Consider the following 25,147-nt stretch of genomic DNA (forward strand, 5'->3'; position numbering starts at 1 on the left):
AGGTCGGCCGGCCGCTTACAGGCGGCTGGCAATTGCCTTGGCAAAGCTCATGGTGGTGCCGGTGCCACCCAGGTCGCCGGTCAGCGAATCCTTGGCTTCCATGGTCGCCACGATGGCCTTGCGCAGGCGCTCGGCGTTTTCCGGCTGGCCGATGTGGTCCAGCATCTGCGCGGCCGCCAGCAGCAGCGCGCACGGATTGGCCTTGCCCTGGCCGGCGATGTCCGGCGCGGTGCCGTGCACGGCTTCGAAGATCGCCGCATCCTTGCCGATGTTGGCGCCCGGAGCCAGGCCCAGGCCGCCGACCAGGCCGGCGCACAGGTCGGAGATGATGTCGCCGAACAGGTTGGTGGTGACGATCACATCGAACTGTTCCGGGCGCATCACCAGCTGCATGCAGCAGTTGTCGACGATCATTTCCTGGAACTCGATGTCCGGGTACTGCGCGGCGACTTCACGGGCGACATTCAGGAACAGGCCCGAGGTCGACTTGATGATGTTGGCCTTGTGCACGGCGGTGACCTTCTTGCGGCCGGTGCTCTTGGCCAGCTCGAAGGCGTAGCGCACGATGCGCTCGGAGCCCTTGCGGGTGATGCGGGTGCCGGAGAAGGCGGTCTCGCCGTCGGCCGACACTTCCTGGCCTTCGGCCAGGTAGGCACCTTCGGTGTTCTCACGGACGGTGATCAGGTCGACGTTGTCGAAACGCGACTTGGTGTTCGGGAAGGTGTGGGCCGGACGCACGTTGGCGTACAGGTCGAAATGACGTCGCAGGCTGACGTTGATCGAGGTGAAGCCACCACCGACCGGGGTGGTCAGCGGGCTCTTCAGCGCGACCTTGTTGCGCGCGATCGATTCCAGGGTCACCGCCGGCATCAGGTCGCCGTGCTTTTCCAGGGCCACCAGGCCGGCGTCGGCGTCTTCGTACTCCAGGCCAGTCTTGAGCTGGTCGAGCACGAACAGGGTGGCGTCCATGATTTCCGGGCCAATGCCGTCGCCGCGGATGACCGTAATTTTCTGCGTCATTGATCGATGTTCCGAACAGGGGGAAAAACGCCGTCCGGACGTGCCCGGAAACGCCGGCGCAAAGGAAGTTTCACCGGCAATTATGCCTTAGCCGGGCCCGGCTACCCAAGTAGACCATGGTCCTGACCCCGGCAAAGGCATAATTGCCCGCGCATTCCTCCTCTTCCCCCGCCTGTCGGCGCGCCCCTTCAACAAGAAGGGGCTCTTGGGCGGTTGGATCGCGGGAAATGCCCCGGCGCGCGGCCGTGATCCGGTAGCGCCGGGCCATGCCCGGCGGCTTTTCGTTCACGTCTCCGCCGGGCATGGCCCGGTGCTACCTCAGTGCTCGTGCGCTGCCGGGGCGGCGGCGCCGCCTTCGAGCTGGTCGAGGAAGTCGACCGCGCGGCGCAGGTGCGGGATCACGATGGAGCCGCCCACCACCAGGCCGACCGAGAAGGTCTCGAAGAACTCCTCACGGGTCACCCCGGCGTCCTTGCACTGGGCCACGTGGTAGCTGATGCAGTCGTCGCAGCGCAGCACCATCGAGGCCACCAGGCCCAGCAGCTCCTTGGTCTTCACGTCCAGCGCGCCGGCCTGGTAGGTCTGCGTATCCAGCGCGAAGAAGCGGCGCACCACCTGGTTCGGTTCGCCCAGGATGCGCTCGTTCATGCGCTTGCGGAACTCGGTGAACTCGGCGATGCGGTCCTTGCTGCCGTCGTCGGCCGCGCTCATGCCTGGCCCTGCCCGGCCAGCAGCGGCTCGAGCTTGCCTTCACGGTGCAGGGCCATCATGTCGTCGTAGCCGCCGACATGGACGTCGCCGACGAAGATCTGCGGCACGCTGGTGCGGCGGGTCAGCGCCATCATCTTCTCGCGCTCGGCCGGGTCCAGGTCGATGCGGACCTCGGTCCACTGCTGGCCCTTGCTCTTCAGGAAGTTCTTGGCGGCCACGCAGTACGGGCAGACGGCAGTGGAATAGATGGTGATGGCGGGGGCACCGCCGGCGGTCTGGGCTGTCACGGGAAACTCCACGATGGATCGACGGTCTACATATGGTACCGGTGCGCTGGAATTTCCACGCCACGGCCGCAACACTGTGGATTAACGAATGGTTGCCCCCCGCCCTGCCACGCTTGGTGCGCCCCGCCCGAGGACCTTCTGCTTGCGAGCCCTGCTGCTGACTACCGCCGTCACCCTGGCCCTGGCCATGCCGCTGGCCCAGGCCCAGGAGAAGCTGCCCGACATCGGCTCTTCGGCCGGCGAGCTGCTGACCCCGGCCCGCCAGGCCGAGTACGGCGCGATGATGCTGCGCGAGCTGCGCAACTACGGCTACCTGCTGGAAGATCCGCTGGTCAACGACTGGCTGCAGACCATGGGTACCCGGCTCGGCTCCAACAGTGACCAGCCGCGGCAGCCGTACACCTTCTTCGTGATGAACGACCGCCAGATCAACGCGTTCGCCACGCTGGGCGGCTACATCGGGGTCAATGCCGGACTGGTGCTGACCGCCGAGCGCGAGGACGAGGTTGCTGCGGTGCTGTCCCACGAAATCGCCCACGTCACCCAGCAGCACGTGCTGCGCGGTGTCGAGCGCGCCCAGCGCGACCAGATCCCGATCCTGCTGGGCATGCTGGCGGCGGTAGTGGCCGCCCAGGCCAGCAACAGCACGTCGTCCGGCAACGCGACGATGGCGGCGATCAGCTCGGGCATGGGCCTGATGCAGCAGCGGCAGATCAACTACACCCGCTCCAACGAGTCCGAGGCCGACCGCCTCGGCATCCGCACACTGTCGCGCAGCGGCTACGACGTGGATGCCATGGCCGGCTTCTTCGAGCGGATGTCGGCAGCCATGCGCGGCAACGAAGGCGGCTACAGCGTGCCCGAGTTCCTGCGCACCCACCCGGTCAACATCACCCGCATCAGCGAGGCCAAGTCCCGCGCCCAGCAGATGAAGAAGGATACGGTGCTTCTCACCACCAGCACCCCCACCGGCGAGCGCAAGGAGCGGGTGGACCCGGCCGATCCCAGCCTGGGCGAGCCGCTGCTGCGCGGCAACAACCCGCTGCTGCCCGGCAGTGTGCTGCGCCTGCCGATCGGCCAGCTCAACCGTGGCGCCAGCGGTGACTTCGAGTGGGCGCGTGAGCGCCTGCGCGTGCTCAGCGCGGACTCCACCCCCGAGCTGGAGCGTGAGTACGCCGACCTGGCCAAGCGGCAGAAGGACGGCCTCAACGATGCGCAGCGCTACGGCCAGGCGCTGGCGGTGATGCGCGGTGGCCGTGCCGGTGCCGGCCAGGCCCGGCAGACCCTGGCCGGCCTGCTGCAGAGCCACCCCGGCAACCTGTGGCTGGCGCTGGGCCTGGGCGAGGCGGAGTCGCGCGCAGGCCAGGCGGCCCAGGCCAACAGCCGCTTCGAGCAATTGTTGCGCGAACACCCCAACAGCCGCCCGGTGGCACTGACCTATGCCGAGATCCTGAACGAACAAGGCAGCCGCGAAGCCGGCCAGCGTGCGCAGGCGATGCTGCGCCCGCTGCTGTCGCAAAGTGGTAACGATCCGGTCTTCCAGCAGCGTTTCGCCCGCGCCAGTGAGTTGGCTGGCGACAGCGTGCGCGCCAGCGAGGCCTATGCCGAGGCCGCCTTCCTCAGCGGGCGGCCAGAACAGGCGCTGATGCAGCTGCAGGCGCTCAAGCGCAACCCGGCGCTGGATTACATCGGCCGCGCGCGGGTTGACGCGCGCATCGAATCGATCACCCCGACGGTGCTGGAACTGCGCCGGCAGGGCGTGCAGGACCCGGATCTGGACCGTCGCTGAGCACCGCATGACCGGCCGATGGCAATCCGGGCCGGTTCCGGCCGGGTAGTCACAAACATGTCATCAAACCGTAGTCTACTGGCACCAGTCCAGTAACCGAGCCCTACGGTGTCCTCGTGCAGAAACGCATCCTGATCGTCGATGACGAGCCCGCGATCCGTGAAATGGTCGCCTTCGCCCTTCGCAAGGGCGATTACGAACCGGTCCACGCCGGCGATGCCCGGGAGGCCCAGACCGCGATCGCCGATCGCGTTCCCGACCTGATCCTGCTGGACTGGATGCTGCCCGGCACCAGCGGCCTGGACCTGGCCCGTCGCTGGCGCAAGGAAACGCTGACCCGCGAAGTGCCGATCATCATGCTGACCGCCCGCGGCGAAGAGAACGATCGCGTCGGTGGCCTCGAGGCCGGTGTCGATGACTATGTGGTCAAGCCGTTCTCGGCACGCGAACTGCTGGCCCGCATCCGCGCGGTCATGCGCCGCGCCCGCGAAGATGACGAGGACGGCAGCGTAGCCGTCGGCCCGATCCGTATCGACGGCGCCGCCCATCGCGTGTTCGCCAACGACCAGCCGGTGCCGATCGGCCCGACCGAATACCGCCTGCTGCATTTCTTCATGACCCACCCGGAGCGCGTCTACACCCGCGCGCAGCTGCTGGACCATGTGTGGGGCGGCAGCGTTTACGTGGAGGAACGCACCATCGACGTGCATATCCGCCGCCTGCGCAAGACGCTGGAGCCGTTCAACGCCGAGAACATGGTGCAGACCGTGCGCGGCGCCGGCTATCGCTTCTCCACTGCCACCTGAGTCTCGTCGTGCCGGCACCGCGCACCTGCAGGTGCCGGTGCCGGCAACTCTGCTATAACCCTCGGTTCACCCCAGTGAACCGCCGCACCTCAACGACGAGATCGCAATGCCCCGCCACATCCGCTCTGCCTGGTTGAAGACCCTGGCCACCGTTGCCGCGGTGCTGCTGTTCGCCGGACTGGTGGGGTGGTTCACGGGCCATCTGTGGTTGTGCATCGCACTGGGCGCGCTGGCGACCCTGGCCTGGCATTACTGGCGCCTGCGCAGCGTTCTGCGCCGGCTGACCGCTCGCCAGCGCTGGGACACCGCCGAAGAAGGCACCGGCGTCTGGAACGAACTGGACCGCCTGCTGTACCGCAACCAGGTGGAAATGCGCGTGCGCAAGCGCCGCCTGCTGGACATGCTGCGCAGCTACCGCGCCGCCGCCGCCGCGCTGCCCGATGCTGTCGTCGTGCTGGATCGCAACAGCCAGCGCGTGCAGTGGTTCAACGAAGCGGCCACCGCCCTGCTCGGCCTGCACCATCCCGGCGACCTTGGCGAGGCCCTGGTCGAGCGCCTGCAGCCGATGCCGCTGGCGCACTGGCTGGCCGGTGGCCGCAATGCCGAGCCCATCCTGGACGTACCCTCGCCGGTCGATCCGGCGATCCGCCTGAACCTGCGCCTGATTCCCTATTCGTCGGACTACTGGCTGCTGATCGCGCGTGACGTCAGCAAGCTGCTGCGCCTGGAGCAGGTGCGGCGGGATTTCGTCGCCAACGTTTCACACGAGCTGCGCACGCCGCTCACCGTGGTCCACGGCTACCTGGACATGATGGACCCGGAGGATTTCCCGGGAACCGGACCGATGCTGGAAGAAATGCGCAAGCAGAGCCAGCGCATGGCCCAGCTGGTGGAAGACCTGCTGACCCTGTCGCGCCTCGAATCGCAGGAACACAGCGAGGACGAGACCGTGGCCATGCAGCCGATGCTGGCCACCCTGCGCCGCGAAGCCGAAGCGCACAGCCAGGGCCGCCACCAGATCAGCATCGACGACCTGGCAGGCGTTGACCTTCAGGGCTCGACCAAGGAGCTGCACAGCGCGTTCTCCAACCTGGTCACCAATGCGGTGCGCTATACGCCGGCCGGTGGCCGCATCGCGGTGGAGTTCCGCCGCGAGGGCGACGGTGCGGTGCTGGCCGTGCGCGATTCCGGCTACGGCATTCCCGCCACGCACCTGCCGCGCCTGACCGAACGCTTCTACCGTGTCTCCAGCAGCCGCTCCCGCGAAAGCGGTGGCACCGGCCTGGGCCTGTCCATCGTCAAGCACATCCTCGGCCTGCACCACGCACGGCTGGAAATTGAAAGCGAAGTCGGCAAGGGCTCGGTGTTCTCCTGCCATTTCGATGCCGACCACGTGCGCCCGCGCGAGTCCGCCCCCCTGACCTCCATCGAAGAATGACGCCATGAGCAGCCTCGGATCCCTCCCCCTCCCCGTGAGCCCGGACAACGATCCGTTGCGCGACCCGGCGCTGTACATCAATCGCGAACTGTCACAGCTGGATTTCAACTTCCGCGTGCTGGCCCAGGCGATGGACCCGCAGGTGCCGCTGCTGGAGCGCCTGCGCTTCATGTGCATCTCCTGCACCAACCTCGACGAGTTCTTCGAGATCCGTGCCGCCGCCGTGCGCCACGCGCAGGAGTACGGCCTGCCACCCGCACCGGACGGGATGAGCCCGCAGGCCATCCTGAGCGCCATCCATGACCGCGCCGCCGAACTGGTGGACCAGCAGTACCGTTGCTGGAACGAGACGCTGCGGCCGGCGCTGATGGAGGCCGGCATCGGCGTGCTCGGCCGCCACTCCTGGACCGACCGCCAGAAGCGCTGGCTGCGCGCCTACTTCCGCAACGAGATCATGCCGGTGCTGTCGCCACTGGGCCTGGACCCGGTGCACCCGTTCCCGAAGATCCTCAACAAGTCGCTGAACATCGTGGTGGTGCTCAAGGGCACCGATGCGTTCGGCCGCGCCGGCCACCTGGCCATCGTGCGCGCGCCGCGCTCGCTGCCGCGCATCATCCAGCTGCCGGAGAAGCTGGGCGGATCGCAGAACTTCGTGTTCCTCTCGTCGGTGCTGTCGACCTTCGTCGATGAGCTGTTCCCGGGCATGGAAGTCCAGGGCGCCTACCAGTTCCGCGTCACCCGCAATTCCGAGCTGGTGGTGGACGAGGAGGAAGTGGAGAACCTGGCGCTGGCGCTGCGCGATGAACTGGTCGACCGCGGCTACCGGCCGGCGGTGCGCCTGGAGATCGCTCAGGACATGCCACGCGACATCGTGCGCACCCTGCTGCAGAACTTCGGCCTGACCGAGAACGCGGTGTACCGCATCGACGGCCCGGTCAACCTCAATCGCATCATCCAGCTGTACGACCTGATCGCGCAGCCGGACCTGAAGTACCCGCCGATGACACCGCGCACGCTGCGCGACAGCGACGGCATCTTCGAGACCACGGCGCGCCAGGACCTGCTGCTGCACCACCCGTTCGATGCCTTCACCGCGGTGCTGGACCTGATCCGGCAGGCGGCGATAGATCCGAACGTACTGGCGATCAAGCAGACCCTGTACCGCACCGGCAAGGATTCGCTGATCGTCGACGCGCTGATCCAGGCCGCACGCAACGGCAAGGACGTGACCGTGGTGGTCGAACTGCGCGCCCGCTTCGACGAAGAAGCCAACCTCGGCCTGGCCGATCGCCTGCAGGAAGCCGGCGTGCAGGTGGTGTACGGCGTGGTCGGCTACAAGACCCACGCCAAGATGCTGCTGATCGTGCGCCGCGAGGGCCGCAAGCTGCGCCGCTACGTGCACCTGGGTACCGGCAACTACCACAGCGGCACCGCCCGCGCGTATACCGACATCAGCCTGATCACCGCCGATGCGGACATCGGCAATGACGTGCACCTGCTGTTCCAGCAGCTGTCCGGGCTGGCGTCGAAGATGAAGCTCAAGCGCCTGCTGCAGTCGCCCTTCACCCTGCACACCGGCATCCTCGGCCGCATCGAGCGCGAGACGCGCATCGCCGCCGCCGGCCGCCCGGCGCGGATCATCGCCAAGATGAACGCACTGAACGAACCGCAGGTGGTGCGCGCGCTGTACGCCGCGTCGCAGGCCGGCGTGCAGATCGACCTGATCATCCGCGGCGCCTGCACGCTGCGACCGGGCGTGCCGGGCATCTCGGACAACATCCGCGTGCGCTCGATCGTCGGCCGCTTCCTGGAACACAGCCGGGTCTACTGGTTCGGCAACGACGGCGCACCGGAAATGTACTGCGCCAGCGCGGACTGGCTGGAACGCAACCTGCTGCGCCGGGTCGAGACCTGCTTCCCGATCCTCGATCCGGAACTGGCCAAGCGGGTCTACCGCGAAGTCCTGCAGAACTACCTTGACGACAACCTCAACGCCTGGGAACTGGATGCCGACGGCATCTACCACAAGCGTGCCCCGGCCCACGACGAAGCGCCGCATTCGGCACAGATGGCGTTGATGCAGGGGCTCTGACCCGGTGTGTCGACCAGGGTCGACACCTACCAGGAGCGGGAGGTGCCGCCCCCTTGCAGTCCCGCCGCGCTCCCCTCTTCCAAAATGTGAAGGCCGCGCGGTGACGAGCACACCGCCCCTTCGGCTAACATTCGTCCATGCCGCACACCACCACGACTCCGCCCGCATTGCAGGATGGCGACCTGCTGGCCGCCATCGACCTTGGCTCCAACAGTTTCCACATGGTCATCGCGCGCTATACGCTCGGCCAGCTGCGGGTGATCGACCGCCTGCGCGAGACGGTGCGCATGGCCGATGGCCTGGATGGCAAGGGTGGTCTCTCTTCCGCTGCACGCCAACGTGCACTGGAATGCCTGGCCCGCTTCGGTCAGCGCATCCGCAATGTGCCGCCGCACCGGGTGCGCGCGCTGGCCACCAATACTGTGCGCCAGCTGCGCTCGCCGCAGTCGTTCCTGGTACCGGCCGAAACCGCACTGGGGCATGCCATCGAAGTGGTCAGCGGGCGCGAAGAAGCGCGCCTGATCTACCTGGGCGTGGCCCACGCGCAACCGCCCAAGCCCGGCCAGCGCCGGCTGGTGATCGACATCGGCGGTGGCTCCACTGAGTTCATCATCGGCATGGGCATGCAGACCCTGGAGCGCGAAAGCCTGCAGGCCGGCTGCATCGCCAGCACCCGGCGCTTTTTCCCCGGCGGCAAGCTGAGCAAGAAGCGCTGGAAGGACGCGCTGGCCGAGATTGGCCGCGAGTTCCAGCCTTTCGCCAGCAAGTACCGCGCGCTGGGCTGGCAGGAAGCGTTGGGCTCTTCGGGCACGCACAAGGCGATCAGCGAGATCTGCGCGACGATGAAGCTGAGCAAGGGCGCCATCACCGCCGAGGCCCTGCCGCAGCTGCGCGATGAACTGCTGAAGGCCAAGAAGATCGAGGACATCCAGCTGCCGGGCCTGTCCAGCGACCGCCGCCCGATCATCGCCGGCGGCATCCTGGTGCTGGAAGCGGCCTTCCAGGCGCTGGGCCTGCAGAAGCTGCTGGTCAGCAAGGCGGCGATGCGCGAAGGCATCCTGTATGACATCGTCGGCCGCGCCGGCGAAAACGACCTGCGTGACGAATCGGTGGCTGCGCTCAGCCAGCGCTACGGTATCGATACCGTCCAGGCCGAGCGCGTGCAGGACACCGCGCTGTCCCTGCTGGAACAGGTGCAGGAGCGCTGGAGGCTCGATGCCGACGATGCGCGCATGCTCGGCTGGGCCGCGCGCCTGCACGAGCTGGGCCTGATGATCGCGCACAGCGGCTACCACGTGCATGGCAGCTATGTGCTGGAACACTCGGATATCGCCGGCTTCTCGCGCCAGGAGCAGCAGATGCTGGCGGCTCTGGTGCGCAGCCACCGCCGCAGCGTGACCAAGACCGCCTTCGACGCCCTGCCCGAGCGACTGCTGCTGACCGCACGCCGGCTGGCGGCCCTGCTGCGGCTGGCGGTGCTGCTCAACCGCGCCCACGAAGACGATCCGCTGCCGGCACTGGAATTGACCGCCGACGACAACCGGCTGTCGCTGATCGTGCCGCAGGCCTTCATCGATGCCCGCCCGCTGCTGCGCGCGGACCTGATCGGCGAGACCGATGGCATCGCCGGGCTGGGCATCCAGTTCCGTCCGTTCGTGGCCTGAATACGCTGTCCGCTGTTGTCCACAGGACAACTGGGGTGACGCATTTCCCACTCCCACTTTGCGCAGTCTGGCGGTTTTTTGTGCTGCTCCGCAACACAACGGTGTGCTGTGGGCAATCGCTGCCATCACGTAAGCACCTGCTTTTGTTCACGTTTTGTGAAGACTGGCGCGGCCGCGTGACATAAATGGATACGAACTCTTTACAGAGCATTAACTAACGAGACTACTATCGGGTCACCGGCTCGGTCATCGACCCTGCTGGCTCCTTCGACGCCCGCTTTGGCGTCCTGTGCACGACCTGAGAGAGAGAGAGCTCGCCATGACTTCACGCACCACCGCACTGGGGCAGGCCATCCGCTACGCCCTGGCTACCACTGCAGCGCTGGCGGCGCTGCCCGCGTTTGCCCAGGAAGGCAGCAACGCCAACCCGACCAACCTCGACCGCATCGAGATCACCGGCTCGCGCATCCGCCAGGTGGACGTGGAAACCGCACAGCCGGTGTTCGCGATCAGCCGCAACGACATCGAAAAGCAGGGGTTCAGCTCGGTTGCCGACATCCTGCAGAACGTCACCGCGATGGGCAGCCCGACCATCAGCCGCGCCAATGCGCTGACCGCAGGCGAGAACGCGGGCGGCACCTACATCGACATGCGCAACCTGGGCACCCAGCGCACCCTGGTGCTGGTCAACGGCAAGCGCCTGGGCATCAGCACGTCCGGCTACCAGGACATCTCCACGCTGCCGGTGTCCGCCGTGGAACGCATCGAGGTGCTGAAGGACGGCGCCTCTGCGATCTATGGCTCCGACGCCATGGCCGGCGTGGTGAACATCATCACCCGTTCCAATGTCACCGGTGTGACTGCCAACGTCTACCACGGCCAGTACAGCCAGGGCGACGGCGCGCGTGACCGCTTCGACGTGGTCGCCGGCTGGAGCAACGATCGCGTGTCGTTGACCCTGTCCGCCGAGCATGCCGAAGAGAAGGGCGTGTGGGCGCGCGATCGCGGCTTCAGCAAGTACGGCATGACCGATCGCCATCCGTACGACAGCAGCAACTGGACCACGATCAGCCAGTACGGCCAGTTCACCGGTCTGCGAGGCCCGGGCTGTACCGCCACTGCGGGTTGCGGCTATTCCCTCAACCGCGGCGCGGATCCCACCAACCCGGCCAATTACCACCTCACCGATACCACGCCTTTCACCGGTGACGTGAGCAACGCCAACGACCAGATGCATGTGATGTATCCGGTCAAGCGCGACTCGGTCTATTTCGACGGCCGCTTCAAGATCACCGACAACGTCAACTTCCGCACCGAGCTGGGCTACAACAAGCGTGAGTCCACCCGCCAGATCGCGGGCTATCCGCTGCAGTCGAGCACCGCCGGTGTCGGCTCGATGTCGATCAACAGCTACTTCAACCCGTTCGGCCGCCAGCACGGTTACGCCAACCCGACCGCCGTGGCCTGGAACCGCCGCACCTGGGAAGTGCCGCGCGTGACCACCAGCGAGCTGAAGACCTACCGCGCGGTGGCGTCGTTCGACGGTTCGTTCGAGATCGGCAGCCGCTACTTCGACTGGGAAGTGGGCTACCAGTACAACCGCAATGAACTGGAATCGGTGGCGACCGGCAACCTGCACAAGGGTCGCGTCGCCGGCGGCGTCGGCCCGTCGTTCTACAACGCCGCTACCGGCAAGGTGCAGTGCGGTACCGCAGCTGCACCGATCTCCTATGACGTGTGCAAGCCGTGGAACCCGTTGGTTCCGTACGGCACGACGGCTGCCGATGGCCTGTACGGCAACGAAGAACTGCAGGCGTGGCTGTTCCCGGAAGAGATCACCAAGGGCCGCACCACCTCCAAGAACTTCTTTGCCAACATCGCTGGCAGCATCGTGACCCTGCCGGCTGGCGACCTCGGCTTCGCCTTCGGCGTGGAAAGCCGCAAGGAAGAAGGCAAGTACACCCCGGATGCCCTGGCCCAGACCGGCGCTACCACCAACCTGGCCGCAGGCCCGACCGGCGGTGACTACACCGTCAACGAGGCCTACCTGGAAGTGAACGTTCCGGTGCTGGCCGACCTGCCGGGCGCGAAGGAACTGACCTTCAATGGCGCAACCCGCTTCTCGGACTACAACACCTTCGGCAACACGCTCAACAGCAAGTTCGGCTTCAAGTGGAAGCCGATCGACTCGCTGATGGTGCGTGGCACCTGGGCCGAGGGCTTCCGTGCACCGACCATCAGCGACCTGTTCGGTGGTGGCTCGGAGACCTTCGCGCAGTTCAGCGATCCGTGCGACACCCGTTTCGGTTCATCGGCCTCCAGCGCCGAAGTCCGTGCACGTTGCGCACGCGACATCGCCAATGCGAATACCTTCCGCCAGCTGCGCCAGGGCGGCACCCCGGTGAACACGTCGACGGACGCGACGCCGGTGCCGTTCACCTCCGGGTCCAACCCGCTGCTGACGCCGGAAACCTCGACCAGCAAGACCCTGGGCCTGGTCTGGAGCCCGAGCTTCATCCAGGGCTTCAACGCCTCGCTGGACTGGTGGAAGATCCGCATCGACAACACGATCATCGCCGACACGCCGACCCAGATCCTGCAGGACTGCTACGAGTCGGGCATCGAAGCGCGCTGCTCGCGCTTCCAGCGTGACCCGGTGACCGGCATCGTGACCAACCTGAAGTTCGGCAACCGCAACGCGGGCTTCATGGAAACCGAAGGCTACGACCTGGACGTGAGCTACCGTCTGGACACCCGGTTCGGCAAGTTCAACGTGAACTCGGCCACCACCTACGTGTCCAGTGCGACCTACCGCACCTCCAACGACAACTCGATCGTTCCGATCGTCACCAACGGCATCGGCAGCGCCTTCCGCGTCCGTTCCAACCTGGTGCTGGGCTACGAGCGGGGCAACTTCGGCGCGAGCTGGACCGCGCGTTACTACTCGGGCGTGAAGGAAACCTGCTCGAACATCGCGCTGTACCCGGACGAATGCTCGGATCCGGGTGTGTATGCACCGTGGTACAAGGGCGCCCGCAACTACAACGAGCGTGGTGCGGTCACCTTCCACGACGTGCAGGTGCGTTACTCGCTGCCGTGGGATGCCACCGTGTCGGTCGGTGCCAACAACGTGTTCGAAAAGACCGGCCCGATCATGTACAGCAAGCCGAACTCGGCCTTCTCGTACTACGGTGGCTACGACATCGGCCGCTTCGTCTACATGAAGTACCAGCAGCGCTTCTGATCCATCGCGCTGTGACATGAAGCACCAGGACCACGGCCCTTCGGGGCCGTGGTTTTTTGTTGGCCGCAGCGCCCCTGCGGTGGCCGGCGCCCCCGTCATCTGACGGTCGCAAAGCGGTCATGTCGGCTACATCGCCAGGCCCGAGCATGCCGGAAACCGGGAGGCCCGCCATGCGCTATGCCATCGTCACCGAGACCTATCCGCCGGAAGTCAACGGCGTCGCCCTCACCGTACAGGGCCTGGAGCAGGGTCTGCGTGCAGCCGGACACGAGATCGACCTCGTCCGCCCCCGCCAGTCCACCGAAGCGCTGGATTCGGCACCCGGCACCTTGCTGGTTCCCGGCGCTGCCCTGCCCCGCTACCCCGGCCTGCGCTTCGGCCTGCCAGCCCCGATCCGGCTGGGCCGCCATTGGCAGAATCAGCGTCCGGATGCGGTCTACATCGCCACAGAAGGTCCACTCGGCTGGTCGGCACTGCGTACCGCACGTCGCCTCGGCATTCCGGTCGCCAGCGGCTTCCACACCCGCTTCGACGAGTACTTGCCCGACTATGGCGTGGCATGGCTGCAGGCCGCGGCCATGCGCTGGATGCGCCGCTTCCACAACCAGGCGGACGCTACCCTGGTACCGACCCGCGAACTGCAGCAGTTCCTCGGCGAACAGGGCTTCGAACGCGTGCGCCTGCTGGCCCGTGCGGTGGACAGCCAGCAGTTCGATCCAGGCCGGCGCGACCCTGCACTACGCGAGGAATGGGGCGTGGATGGCAACGGCCTGGTGGCGATCTATGTCGGCCGCATTGCTGCCGAGAAGAACCTCGGCCTGGCGGTGAAGGCATTCCGCCGCCTGCAGCAGATCCGGCCCAAGGCACGCTTTGTATGGGTGGGTGACGGCCCGGCCCGCGAGAAGCTGGCACATGAAAATCCCGATTTCATCTTCTGTGGCATCCAGCGCGGCGATGCGCTGGCCCGCCACTTCGCCAGCGGCGATCTGTTCCTGTTCCCCAGCCGCAGCGAGACATTCGGCAACGTGACTCTGGAAAGCATGGCCAGCGGTGTGGCCACCGTGGCCTTCGACTACGGCGCCGCGCGTGAGTACCTGCGCAACGGCGAGAACGGCGCAGCGGTGGACAGCGACGAGCAGTTCATCGAGGCCGCCGTGCAACTGGCCGCCGATGACGCGAAACGCCACGAACTGGGCGGCAATGCTGCACGCGCGATGAAGCGATTGCATCCACAGCAGGTGGTGGCCGAGTTCGATGCGTTGCTGGCCGAGCTTGCGCAGTCGCGGAGGAGCGGCCATGCGCACCACGCCGCTTGAACTGCTGGCAGGGCGCGAGGCGCGCTTGTGCCGGCGGGCGAACCATTACTGCCGGCGCCGCCGCGTGCTCCGCCTGTTCTCGGTCATCAGCCGTCTCGGCGATGGCGTGTTCTGGTATGTGCTGATGGCCGCGCTGGTGGTGCTGGATGGCTTCGATGGCCTGCGCGCCTCGGTGCACATGGCCGCCACCGGCCTGGCCGCATTGCTGCTGTACAAGGGCCTCAAGCGCTGGACGAGGCGCCCGCGGCCTTACGCGGCCGACCTGCGCATCCGCGCCTGGGTGGCGCCGCTGGACGAGTTCAGTTTCCCCTCCGGGCACACCCTGCACGCGGTGTCGTTCACCATCGTGGCACTGGCCTACTACCCGTGGCTGGCACCGCTGCTGGTGCCGTTCACCTGTGGCGTTGCGCTGTCGCGGGTGGTCCTGGGCCTGCACTATCCTTCCGATGTGCTCGCCGCCACGGGCATCGCCGTCCTGCTGGCTTCGGCCAGCCTGACCTGGCTGCCGCTGCCGGTGTAGCCCAGGGATCAGATCGCTTTCCCATCCGAAAGGGATCCGACCGCGCGACTCCCGCGGCGCTACCATCATCATTGATGGCCTAGAATGCAGGCATGACCACGTTGTTCATTTCCGACCTGCACCTGGACCCCAGCCGTCCGGAGATCACCGACCTGTTCCTGCGCTTCCTGCGCGAGCAGGCGCCCGGCGCCGATGCGCTGTACATTCTCGGCGACCTGTTCGAGGCCTGGATCGGCGACGACACGCCCTCTCCGGCCGCTGATGCGGTGGCCGATGCGTTGAAGGTGCTGTCCGACGGCGGCGTGCCCGTGTACTTCATCCGCGGCAACCGCGATTTCCTGCTTGGCGAGGATTACGCGCGCCGTGCCGGCCTGCGCATCCTGCCCGACCCGTGCGTGATCGAGCTGTACGGCCGCCCGGTGCTGCTGCAGCATGGTGACCTGCTGTGCACCGATGACATCCCCTACCAGCAGTTCCGTGCGCAGACCCGCGACCCGGTGTTCCAGGCGCAGTTCCTGTCGCAGCCGCTGGCCGCACGCATCGCCTTCGCGCAGAAGGCGCGCGAGGCCAGCCAGGCCCGCCAGTCGGAAATGAAGCAGGGCGATCGTGCACAGTTCGAAACCGTCACCGACGTGGCTCCGGCCGAAGTCGATGCCACCTTTGTCCGCCACGACGTGGACACCATGATCCACGGTCACACGCACCGCCCGGCGATCCACACGCTGCAGGCCGGCGGGCGCGCCTGCACCCGCATCGTGCTGGGCGACTGGTACGAACAGGGCTCGGTGCTGCGTGTGGATGCCAGTGGCTGGTCGCTGGATACCCTGCCCCGCGGGTAATTCCCGCCGGCAGGAAATCCGCGGCCGCACAAGGCGGCCGCGGACAGTACAGACTCAGCGGAAGGCCGCGATGGTGGCCTTGGTGTTGACCAGCACGCGCTGGTTGTCAGCGGTACTGGCATTGCCCATCGGGATGCCGTTGTAGCTGATGTTCGGGTTGGACCAGTAGTTCAGGCGCGGGCAGCTGCGGGTGCAGTTGTAGGCCATGATCGTGCGCCAGCCGGTGCCGCTGGACGGCTCATAGCGGTAGCCGTGGCCATAGGCGTAGGGCGATGTGCTCGGGTCGGTAGCGATGTCATGCCGCGCGCTCTGCAGGTGGCCGATCTCATGCGCGAATGAGTAGTAGCCGGTCGCGCAATCCCAGTACACCGCCGCGAACGCCGTCGACGCGGTCGAGCCGATCCCCGAGGCCAGGCCGCAGTAGGCACTGTTGTTGATCAGCAGCACGCCGACATCGGCCGCGGTGGTGTTGCGGCTGGTGTGGATGCTGTCCATGTAGCCGTCGCTGGTGCCACGGAAACGCGACAGGTCGGTGGTGAAGTTGCCGGACTCGCTGTAGCTGGTGGTCTCGTAACCGGCCAGTTGCAGCGTCAGGCCGACATTGCTGTTGCCGTAGCCCTGGTTGGACTCGGCCACCGCCAGCTGCACCAGCGACTGCATGTTGCCGCCATAGGCGGCGACGGCGGCATTGGTCGCCACCACCAGCACACGGATGGTCGCCGGCGTACCGGACGATGCCTGCGCGATGCCGATGCGATCGTTGTTGCCCATCGGGATCTTCGGCAGCTGGTTGTAGTCGGCCGGATGGTCGGCCGGCATCCGCGATTCATCCACTTCCACCAGCACGTGGCGGTTGCCCAACGGGCGCAGGCGATACAGCTTTCCCTCCTTGCGGATCGAGCCGGTGATGGTGTCGCCCGAGCGCACCAGGATCAGCGAATTGCCGGGGTCGTCCTGGCCGTTGGAGGTGGCCGCGGTCAGCTTGTCCGAGGGCGAACGGAACTGGCCGTACCAGATGCTGCCGCCATCGGGCAGTGCTTCGACCCTGCTGCGCACCGCCTGCACCCGCTGGCCGAGCAGTTCGAATTCCAGCTGCGGTTGTGCAGTGGCGGCTGCATCGACACGCACTTCCTGTACCGTCGCCGTGGACGGGGTGGCCAGCAGCTTGCCCAGTGCGGGCTCGCTGTTTGCCGATGCGCGGCTGATGACCGTCACCGGCTCGAACAACGGTGCCGCATGCGCGACCGCTGCCACCGACAAACCCAACACCAGGCCACCTGCCGCTTTGCCAATCGATCTGGACAACATTGCGTCGCTCCTTGAATGATGTGAACAGCGTTGATGCAGCACGACCCGGTTTGCCGGGTTTGGCCATATGGCCTGCGCGGGGCGTGTGAATTCAATAGGCGAGAGAAGTGAAAATCAGGATTTGTGATCGACCGCATCTGGGTTAAGTAAGGTCAAAAGCGTCACTACACGTCGCCAATACACCGCTTTCGCGCTACCGTGACGCAGCCACGACGGGGAATGCACATGGCACCATCGCTGGACACGGACGAAGATGTCGGCTTGCTGCGGATCGGGCTGTTCTTCGATGGCACCCGCAACAACGCACACAACCTGGCCCGTGGCAGGCCCCAGCCGCCGCAGCCGCGCCCGGCGCAGCTGCGTGCGGATGACGATTCGACCTACCAGAGCCGGTTGACCAGCAGCTACGACAATGGCCTGACCAACATCGCCCGCCTGCAGCAGCTGTACCCGGACAGCCGCAGCGGGACATCGGCGGCCCCCTCGCTGTCGATCTACGTGGAAGGTGTCGGTACCCGCGATGACGCCGACGACGACCTGATCGGACTGGCGTTCGGCATTGGCGCCAGTGGTGTGCGCGCCAAAGTGCGACGCGCGCTGCAGGTGCTGCTGCCGGCAGCACTGGGTGCACTCGCTACGCGCTGGCAGCGACCACTGCGTGGCGTGCAGCTGGATCTGTTCGGCTTTTCACGGGGTGCGGCCGCCGCGCGCGATGTGGCCAACCAGTTGCAGGCCTGGGATCGCACCCGCTGGCGGCAGCTGTTGCAGGCCGCTGGCCTGTCCTGCACAACGGACTTCGCCCCGGCCGATCCGCCGCTGCGCTTCATCGGCCTGTTCGACACGGTGGTTGCGGTCAGCGGTGGCCGTGCCGACGAACAACCTCATCTCGCGCTGCATGCAGGCGTTGCCAGGCAGGTGCTGCAACTGAGCGCGCGTGACGAGCATCGCCAGCACTATCCATTGACCAGCGTGGCGCCAGCGTTCACCGAGATCGCCCTGCCCGGCGTACACGCCAACATCGGCGGCGGCTACAACCAGCTCGAAGAAGGGCCCAAGCTGCTCAGTCGCCCGCGCCGGCAGCTGCTGCGCCGCCCGAGCGTGGCCGAGTACCAGACGCCACCGCTGGCGATCCTGCAGGCGACCACGGCCTACGCCGAGGCACAGGCCGACGCCGAGCGCTGGCGGCAGCAGTTGGGCCTGGACCAAAGGGAAGTCTGGGTGGATGTCTGGCACCAGTGGCAGCAACAGCGTCGCGCCGGCAGCCGCAGCGTAGTGCTGTCACCGGTGCTGTACGTGACGGCGGCCGTGGTGTTGCGCCGGCGCATCGACTGGCGCTACCAGCTGATCGCGCTTCAGGTGATGCAGCAGCATGCCATCGATGCCGGCGTGCAATGGACGGCCAATGCCAACGCAGTCCCCGGCTGGGAGCTGCCGTCGGCCCTGCAACCGATCGCACGACGGCTGGTGGCCGGACAGCCACTGACGCAAACCCAGGAGGCGCTGTTGCGACGGCGTTACCTGATGCAGTCGGCGCACTGGAACTTCGACGCGCTGGGCGACACCGCACTGACCTACGCTGCCGACGCCGGCGTCAGCGAGCTGCCGTACCGGCCGGGCCCCGGCCTGTTCTACATCAACCGGCCCACCGTGGATGGCAAGCGCGTGGTGCTGCCCAACGCATGAAAAAGGGGACGGAGGGGATTAAGTCGTTTTGGCACAAACGACTTGATCCCTCCGTCCCCTTTTCTTCAACCGGCCTGCTCGACCAGGTTGGAGAGTTCGTCCGCATCGAATCCGGCCAGCAGGCGCGCTTCCATGTTGAACGGCCCATGCAGGTAGCCGCCGGCGTACTCCACCAGCAGCTCCTTGAAACGCGCGCGCGGCTCGACACCGGCGCGGTCGCAGTACCAGCGATACCAGCGCGAACCGGCGGCAACATGCGCTACTTCCTCACGCAGGATCACCTCCAGCACATCGGCGGTTTCGCCATCGCCGACATTGCGCAGCTTCTCGATCATGCCCGGGGTGACGTCAAGGCCACGCGCTTCCAGCACGCGCGGCACCAGCGCCATGCGCGCCAGGCCGTCATGCGCGGTCTTTTCGCACATTTCCCACAGACCGTTGTGTGCGGGGAAATCCGCATAGTCGTGGCCATGCACCTGCAGGCGCTCGCGCAGCAGCATGAAATGCCGCGATTCGTCATCGGCACAGCTGACCCAATCAGCATGGAACGCCGACGGCAGGCCCCGGAACCGGTACACCGCGTCCCAGGCCAGGTCGATCGCGTTGAGCTCGATATGGGCAATCGCGTGGATGAAGGCAGCCCGCCCTTCCACGCCGCCCAGTCCACGCCGTGGCACCTCGCGCGGATGCACCAGCACCAGTCGTCCCGGACGACCCGGCATGCAGATCGGATCCGGCGGCGGCGCATCCGCGGCCACCTTCAGGCGACCGGCACGGAACGCGGCCGCATACGCCCGGGTCAATGCGACCTTGCGCAGCGGATCGGCTTCAGCCAGGCACTGCTGCGCAGCGCGCAGCAGGTCGCCACCAACGTCGGGCACATCCACCACGCCTGATCCTCAGGCGCGACGCTTGTGCTTGGCATCGTCCGAACGCAACTGCTGGATGCGCTCGAAGTAGCCCGGCTCGATACCGGTCGGGTAGTGGCCGTTGAAGCAGGACGAATCGAAGCTGCGCAGCGCCGGGTTGCCTTCGCTCACCGCCGCTTCCATGTCTTCCAGGTCCTGGTAGATCAGCCAGTCGCAGCCCAGGTGGGCCTCGATCTCTTCCACCGTGCGGTTGTGCGCGACCAGCTCTTCGGCCGCCGGCATGTCGATGCCGTAGATGTTCGGGTAACGCACCGGCGGCGCGGCGCTGGCCAGGTAGACCTTGCGCGCGCCGGCATCACGGGCCATCTGCACGATCTGCTGGCTGGTGGTGCCACGCACGATCGAATCGTCCACCAGCAGCACCACGCGGTTGCGGAACTCCAGGTGGATCGGGTTGAGCTTGCGGCGCACCGACTTCACGCGTTCACCCTGCCCCGGCATGATGAAGGTGCGGCCGATGTAGCGGTTCTTGATGAAGCCTTCGCGGTACTTCACCCCGAGCACATTGGAGATCTCCAGCGCGGCATCGCGCGAGGTATCCGGGATCGGGATGATGGTGTCGATGTCATGGTCCGGGCGCAGGCGCAGGATCTTCTCGCCCAGCTTGATGCCCATGCGCATGCGTGCCTTGTGCACCGAGACGTTGTCGATCATCGAATCCGGGCGTGCGAAGTACACGTATTCGAAGATGCATGGTGTGTGCTCGGCCGGCTCGGCGCAGATTTCCGAGAACAGCTCGCCGCGCGCGGTGATCACCAGCGCTTCGCCCGGCTGCACGTCACGCACGCGCTGGAAACCCAGCACGTCCAGTGCGGCCGATTCGGACGCCACGATGTACTCGTCGCCTTCTGCGTGGCTGCGCTTGCCCAGCACCAGCGGGCGGATGCCATGCGGGTCGCGGAAGGCCACCAGGCCCAGGCCCAGCACCACGCTGACCACTGCATAGCCGCCCTTGCAGCGGCGATGCACGCCGGCCACCGCGCGGATCGCGGCTTCCGGGCTGAGCTGGCGCTGCTGCTCCAGTTCGTAGGCGAACACGTTCAACAGCACTTCGCTGTCCGAATCGGTGTTGACGTTGCGCCGGTCCTGTTCGAACACCTGCTGGCGCAGCGCCTCGGTGTTGATCAGGTTGCCGTTGTGGGCCAGCGCGATGCCGTAAGGCGAATTCACGTAGAACGGCTGTGCCTCGTCCATGCCTTCCGAACCTGCCGTCGGATAGCGCACGTGCGCGATGCCGACGCTGCCTTCCAGCGTGGACATGGTACGGGCGTCGAACACATCGCGGACCAGGCCGGTGGCCTTCTGCACCCGCAGGCGGCTGCCATTGGCGGTGGCGATACCTGCCGCGTCCTGGCCGCGGTGCTGGAGAACGGTCAAGCCGTCATACAACTGCCCGGCGACGTTCTGGTTGCCGACGATTCCGACGATGCCACACATGGTGCGAGGTCTCCGCTGGGCTGTGCCCAGTTACAAGGAAGGTGGCCGTACCTGGCCGCGGTGGTCGCCGCGCCTGCGGTCGACATTGGCCGGATCGTCCGGCTCGATACTGTCCGGCAGTGCTGGGGCGTCCGGGCGCACTTCGGCCGGATCGTATGCATCGCCCTGTTCCGCTTTCGCAGGCCGCAGCCATCCGCTGCCTGCCACTACCTGGTTAAGGATGCCATTATCGCCTGCCGCGCCCGGCTTTCCCAACCCGGCGCCTGCGTTCTTCCCCATTTCCATCAATGCAGATGGGGACAGCATGTCGGTCGGCAAGGCCTTGGGCAGCATATCGGCGCCCGGTACCTGCCAGCACGGCAGCTTCCCGTTCATCCAGGTCACGGCCGGATTCAGCACCGGGCGAACCGCCGAGCGCTTCCAGGAGGGCTCGGCGGTCAGCGGGGTGAAGCCGGCCAGCAGCACCAGGATCGCCGCGATCAGGCCACCTCGCACGGCCCCCAGTACACCGCCCAGCAACCGGTCCAGGCTGGTCAGCATGCTGCGGTGGATCATCGCCTTGATGACCATGCCGATCACCGCGACCACGATCATCACGCCAATGCCCACGCCCAGGTAGCCGCCGACGAAATGTTCGCCGCCAGGTGCGGCGGGCGCCGCCCACCAGCGCGCGGCATCGTTGCCGAAGGCGAAGGCCGCCCACGCGGCCAGCAGCCACGACAACGTGCCGATGACGATTCCCACGAAGCCACGCAGCATCCCGAGCAGGGTCGAGGCGGCGATCACGATCAGCAGCACCACGTCGATCATGGCGCCCCGCTCCTTCGGCGGCGCTGGCAACGGGCCTGCGCGTCGGTCATGGGTGCGGTCGGACCATGCCGGCGACGCCAACCTTGGCGGCGACCTGCGCCTTCAGCTGTTCGGCGTCAGCCCGGTTGGCCACCGGTCCGACACGGACGCGATGCAGGGTGCCCTTTTCGGTACGCACCTGCTCGACGAAGGCGCTGAAGCCGGCAGCACGGACCTTGTCACGCAGCGCATTGGCATCGCTGGCCTGACCGAACGCGCCCAGCTGCACGGCGAAGCCGACGCCGCTGGCCGCCGGTGCAGCCGGCGTGGTCGGTGCCGTCGCCGGCTTGCTGGCGGTGGCCTCCGGCTTCGGCTCGGACTTCGGGGCTTCGGGCTTCGGCGGCTCGGGCTTGGCCGCCGGAGTGGCCGTCGCAGTCGGCGGCAGGCTTTCGCTGCGCACCGGGTTGCTGCTGGCGGACGGCGAGGTGGCTGCCGACGGGGTACTGGCACTTGGCGTAGCCGGTGCCGGTGCCGGTGCCGGGGTAGCTGCCACAGGGGCGCTGCTGCCCGTTGCGGCATCCAGGGTGATCACTTCGGCCTTCACATCGGCGCGGATCTTCACCGCCTGCAGCCGGGCCGCCTCGGCCTGTGCACGGTCGGCATACGGCCCCACGCGCACACGCCATGCCTGACGGCCGTTGATGGTAGTCGCTTCTGCGAAGCCCGGCAGCTGCGAGCGCTGCAGGTAGGCGATCACGGCATCGGCGTCGGCCTTGCTGCCGTATGCGCCGAAAGTGACGGCGTAGTTGCCGGCGGCAACCGCCGGGGACGTGTCCACGGTCGGTGGCGTGGCCGGCGTGGCGGCTTCCTGCAGCGGCTTGGCCTGCCCGGTCTGCAGGCCGGTAGCCCCACCGGCCGGGGCCACCAGCGGCAGTTCACGGGTTTCGAACTGGCCATCGGCCGGTGCATCCGGCGCGGCGATCGGCACCGAGGCCACGCCGCTGTCCGGTGCAGGCCCCTTGACCAGCATCGGCAGGAAAATCACGGCCAGTGCAACCAGCACGATGGCACCAATCAGACGCTGTTTCAGAGGCGTATCCACGTGAGGCGGCAACTGTCCGGAGGTTGCGGTCGATTATACGGGTGCCGGACCGGACGGCGTCGGGATTGGCTGAACGTGGCTCAGGCGCTGCCCTGCAACCACTGCAATGCGGCGGCAGCGGTATGGAAGGAGCCAAACACCAGTACGCGGTCACCGCGCTCGGCCCGGGCCAGTACCTGCGCCAGCGCCTGTTCGACCGAAGCGGCCAGCTGCGCGCTGCCAGCAGCGGTCTCGGCCAGGCGCGCCTGCAACTGGTCGGCACTCTGGCCACGTGGGCCGTCCAGGCCGGCAAGGGTCCACTCGGCAACCACGCCCTGCAATGCCTGCACCACACCCACCGCGTCCTTGTCCTGCAATGCGGCATACACCGCCAAGGTGCGCCCGGCCGACGCCTCGGCCTTCAGCGCGCGCGCCAGCTGGCCCGCCGCCTGCGGGTTGTGCCCGACGTCGACGCGGATCTGCACACCGCCACGCTCGAACGCCTGCAGGCGGCCCGGAATGCGCGCCGCCGCGATACCGGCGGCCCACGCCGCGCGCGGCACCGGCTTGTCCAGCGCGCGCAGCGCGGCGATGGCCGCACCGGCATTGGCCAGCTGGATCGGGCCGGCCAGCGCCGGGGTCGGCAGTTCCATGCGCAGGCCGACATCGCGCCAGCGCCAGCGCTGGGCGTCGATCGGCTCGTAGAAGTAATCGCTGCCGCCGCGGATCGCGTTGGCACCGACCAGGTAGGCACGCGCGAGCACGCTCGAGGGCGGGTCGGTCTCGCCCAGGATCACCGGCTTCCAGCCGCGGATGATGCCGGCCTTCTCGGTGCCGATCGCCTCGCGGTCCTCGCCCAGCCATTCCGCGTGGTCGATGTCCACGGTGGTGATCACCGCCACGTCGGCGTCGACGATGTTGACCGCATCCAGGCGGCCGCCCAGGCCCACTTCCAGCACCGCCAGGTCCAGCCCGGCGTCGGCGAACAGCTGCAGCGCAGCCAGCGTGCCGTACTCGAAATAGGTCAGCGTGGTCTCGCCACGCGCGGCCTCGACCGCACTGAACGCAGCGACCAGCGCGGCATCGTCCACGTCCTGGCCGTCGATGCGCACGCGCTCGTTGTAGCGCAGCAGGTGCGGCGAGGTGTACGCGCCGACCTTCCAGCCGGCGGCACGTGCAATGGCTTCGATGAAGGCCACGGTGGAGCCCTTGCCGTTGGTGCCACCGACCACGATGGTGCGCTTGCCCGGCGCCCCCAGGCCCATCGCCGTGGCCACGGCGCGCACGCGCTCCAGGCCCATGTCGATGCTCGCCGGATGCTGGCGTTCAATGTAGTCCAGCCAGTCGGCCAGGGTGGTCGGGGTGTTCGTCACGGCAGCGGTTCCAGCAGAAGCAGTTGGTGCGAGGGGATCGATCAGAGTGCGCGGTGCTTGGCTTCGCCGAAGAACGGCGTGTGGTGGGCGCAGTCGTTCAGGCGCACCACTTCCAGGCTGTCAAGGTCGGCGCCTTCGAGCAGGTTGAGCGTGGTCGGTGCCTGGCGGAAGGTCCACAGGCGGGAGATCGGCAGGCCCAGCACCTTGCACAGGATCACGCGGTTCACCGCGTCGTGGGCGACCACCAGCAGGGTGTCGTGCTCGCCGAGGCCGTCGGTGGCGCGGGCCAGGCCGCGCCAGCTGCGCTCCAGCACCAGGCGCAGCGATTCGCCGCCGGGCATCAGCACGGTATCCGGCTCCTCGCGCCACGCCTTCAGGCGCGACGGATCCTTCTCGTGGATCTCGCTGGCCAGCAGGCCTTCCCACTCACCATGGGCGATTTCCTGCAGCTCCGGCTCGGTCAGCAGCATGTCGACACGGGCGGCACCCAGTGCCAGCTGCGCGGTGCGCTGCGCGCGCGACAGCGGCGAGGCAACGGCACGGGTGATGTCCACCGAGGCCAGGCGGGCACCCAGGGCCTGGGCCTGGGCTTCGCCGATCGGCGAAAGCGGGATGTCGATCTGGCCCTGGTAGCGGCCTTCGGCGTTCCACGGCGTTTCGCCGTGGCGGGCAAGCAGGATGCGCATGCGTGCAAGGGGTCCTGGGGGGGAGGAGGTTTCCGCGTTTCGTTCACATCCTGTGAAGTGCGCGGAACACGGATGATACCTGTTCGGCGCACCGGGTCGGGGCGGGCATGAAAAAACCCCGCGACGTGGGTCGCG

General features: G+C 67.1%; 20 protein-coding genes. 10 read left to right on the forward strand and 10 right to left on the reverse strand.

Annotation, left to right across the window (positions count from 1 at the left end; translation table 11 throughout):
* Positions 1-15 precede the first annotated feature (15 nt).
* The 3 genes from AC5P5V_RS03985 to grxC form a co-directional block, all read right to left on the reverse strand.
* Complete coding sequence (locus tag AC5P5V_RS03985; protein ID WP_012479261.1) at positions 16-1,020, reverse strand: isocitrate dehydrogenase; 1,005 nt, start codon at positions 1,018-1,020, stop codon at positions 16-18.
* A gap of 318 nt (positions 1,021-1,338) precedes the next feature.
* Entirely contained in the window at positions 1,339-1,731 is a 393-nt protein-coding gene (locus AC5P5V_RS03990) for a carboxymuconolactone decarboxylase family protein (protein ID WP_004154542.1), read from the reverse strand.
* Positions 1,728-2,018: a glutaredoxin 3 gene (gene grxC, locus AC5P5V_RS03995; RefSeq protein ID WP_004154541.1), complete on the reverse strand. Its 291-nt coding sequence runs from the start codon at positions 2,016-2,018 to the stop codon at positions 1,728-1,730. The genes AC5P5V_RS03990 and grxC overlap by 4 nt, the downstream gene beginning before the upstream one ends.
* A gap of 142 nt (positions 2,019-2,160) precedes the next feature.
* On the opposite strand from grxC, the gene AC5P5V_RS04000 reads away from it, so the two are divergent.
* The 9 genes from AC5P5V_RS04000 (at position 2,161) to lpxH (ending at position 15,726) form a co-directional block, all read left to right on the forward strand.
* A complete protein-coding gene (locus AC5P5V_RS04000; RefSeq protein WP_456043960.1) occupies positions 2,161-3,807 on the forward strand; it encodes a M48 family metalloprotease in 1,647 nt (548 codons plus the stop codon).
* Positions 3,808-3,923: 116 nt separating this feature from the next.
* Complete coding sequence (gene phoB / locus AC5P5V_RS04005) at positions 3,924-4,613, forward strand: phosphate regulon transcriptional regulator PhoB (RefSeq protein WP_005408258.1); 690 nt, start codon at positions 3,924-3,926, stop codon at positions 4,611-4,613.
* Positions 4,614-4,719: 106 nt separating this feature from the next.
* The gene (gene phoR, locus AC5P5V_RS04010) at positions 4,720-6,051 is read left to right on the forward strand and encodes a phosphate regulon sensor histidine kinase PhoR (protein ID WP_061479944.1); all 1,332 of its coding nucleotides are present in this window, start codon (positions 4,720-4,722) and stop codon (positions 6,049-6,051) included.
* A gap of 4 nt (positions 6,052-6,055) precedes the next feature.
* Positions 6,056-8,143 (forward strand): polyphosphate kinase 1, encoded by a 2,088-nt coding sequence (gene ppk1, locus AC5P5V_RS04015; protein ID WP_134968698.1) that lies wholly within the window; start codon positions 6,056-6,058, stop codon positions 8,141-8,143.
* A gap of 137 nt (positions 8,144-8,280) precedes the next feature.
* Positions 8,281-9,807 (forward strand): exopolyphosphatase, encoded by a 1,527-nt coding sequence (gene ppx, locus AC5P5V_RS04020; protein ID WP_134968697.1) that lies wholly within the window; start codon positions 8,281-8,283, stop codon positions 9,805-9,807.
* Positions 9,808-10,126: 319 nt separating this feature from the next.
* On the forward strand, positions 10,127-13,051 hold the full coding sequence (locus AC5P5V_RS04025) for a TonB-dependent receptor domain-containing protein (protein WP_061479942.1): 2,925 nt from the start codon (positions 10,127-10,129) through the stop codon (positions 13,049-13,051).
* Between the two features lie 170 nt (positions 13,052-13,221).
* A complete protein-coding gene (locus AC5P5V_RS04030; protein ID WP_053500127.1) occupies positions 13,222-14,367 on the forward strand; it encodes a glycosyltransferase family 4 protein in 1,146 nt (381 codons plus the stop codon).
* A complete protein-coding gene (locus AC5P5V_RS04035; RefSeq protein WP_134968696.1) occupies positions 14,348-14,887 on the forward strand; it encodes a phosphatase PAP2 family protein in 540 nt (179 codons plus the stop codon). Before AC5P5V_RS04030 ends, AC5P5V_RS04035 begins: the two co-directional genes overlap by 20 nt.
* A 92-nt stretch (positions 14,888-14,979) precedes the next feature.
* On the forward strand, positions 14,980-15,726 hold the full coding sequence (gene lpxH / locus AC5P5V_RS04040) for a UDP-2,3-diacylglucosamine diphosphatase (protein WP_231352567.1): 747 nt from the start codon (positions 14,980-14,982) through the stop codon (positions 15,724-15,726).
* A 54-nt stretch (positions 15,727-15,780) separates the two neighbouring features.
* Here lpxH and AC5P5V_RS04045 read toward each other — a convergent pair whose 3' ends face one another.
* Positions 15,781-17,034 (reverse strand): M12 family metallo-peptidase, encoded by a 1,254-nt coding sequence (locus AC5P5V_RS04045; RefSeq protein ID WP_134968695.1) that lies wholly within the window; start codon positions 17,032-17,034, stop codon positions 15,781-15,783.
* 225 nt (positions 17,035-17,259) lie between these two features.
* Between AC5P5V_RS04045 and AC5P5V_RS04050 the strand changes: the two genes are divergently transcribed.
* On the forward strand, positions 17,260-18,717 hold the full coding sequence (locus AC5P5V_RS04050) for a T6SS phospholipase effector Tle1-like catalytic domain-containing protein (RefSeq protein ID WP_134968694.1): 1,458 nt from the start codon (positions 17,260-17,262) through the stop codon (positions 18,715-18,717).
* A 65-nt stretch (positions 18,718-18,782) separates the two neighbouring features.
* Here the strand turns inward: AC5P5V_RS04050 and AC5P5V_RS04055 are convergent, their stop codons facing one another.
* The 6 genes from AC5P5V_RS04055 to AC5P5V_RS04080 form a co-directional block, all read right to left on the reverse strand.
* Positions 18,783-19,607 carry a ferritin-like domain-containing protein gene (locus tag AC5P5V_RS04055; RefSeq protein WP_134968693.1) on the reverse strand — a complete coding sequence of 275 codons (825 nt, stop codon included), beginning with the start codon at positions 19,605-19,607 and terminating at the stop codon, positions 18,783-18,785.
* A 9-nt stretch (positions 19,608-19,616) separates the two neighbouring features.
* Entirely contained in the window at positions 19,617-21,083 is a 1,467-nt protein-coding gene (gene purF / locus AC5P5V_RS04060; protein ID WP_049414284.1) for an amidophosphoribosyltransferase, read from the reverse strand.
* Positions 21,084-21,113: 30 nt separating this feature from the next.
* Complete coding sequence (locus AC5P5V_RS04065; protein ID WP_495215815.1) at positions 21,114-21,893, reverse strand: CvpA family protein; 780 nt, start codon at positions 21,891-21,893, stop codon at positions 21,114-21,116.
* A 46-nt stretch (positions 21,894-21,939) separates the two neighbouring features.
* A complete protein-coding gene (locus tag AC5P5V_RS04070) occupies positions 21,940-22,974 on the reverse strand; it encodes an SPOR domain-containing protein (protein WP_231352566.1) in 1,035 nt (344 codons plus the stop codon).
* A gap of 80 nt (positions 22,975-23,054) precedes the next feature.
* A complete protein-coding gene (folC, locus tag AC5P5V_RS04075) occupies positions 23,055-24,326 on the reverse strand; it encodes a bifunctional tetrahydrofolate synthase/dihydrofolate synthase (RefSeq protein ID WP_065185782.1) in 1,272 nt (423 codons plus the stop codon).
* Between the two features lie 41 nt (positions 24,327-24,367).
* Complete coding sequence (locus tag AC5P5V_RS04080) at positions 24,368-25,012, reverse strand: histidine phosphatase family protein (RefSeq protein ID WP_134968340.1); 645 nt, start codon at positions 25,010-25,012, stop codon at positions 24,368-24,370.
* Positions 25,013-25,147 lie beyond the last annotated feature (135 nt).

Source organism: Stenotrophomonas sp. YJH_SMC_130 (genome assembly GCF_059369035.1).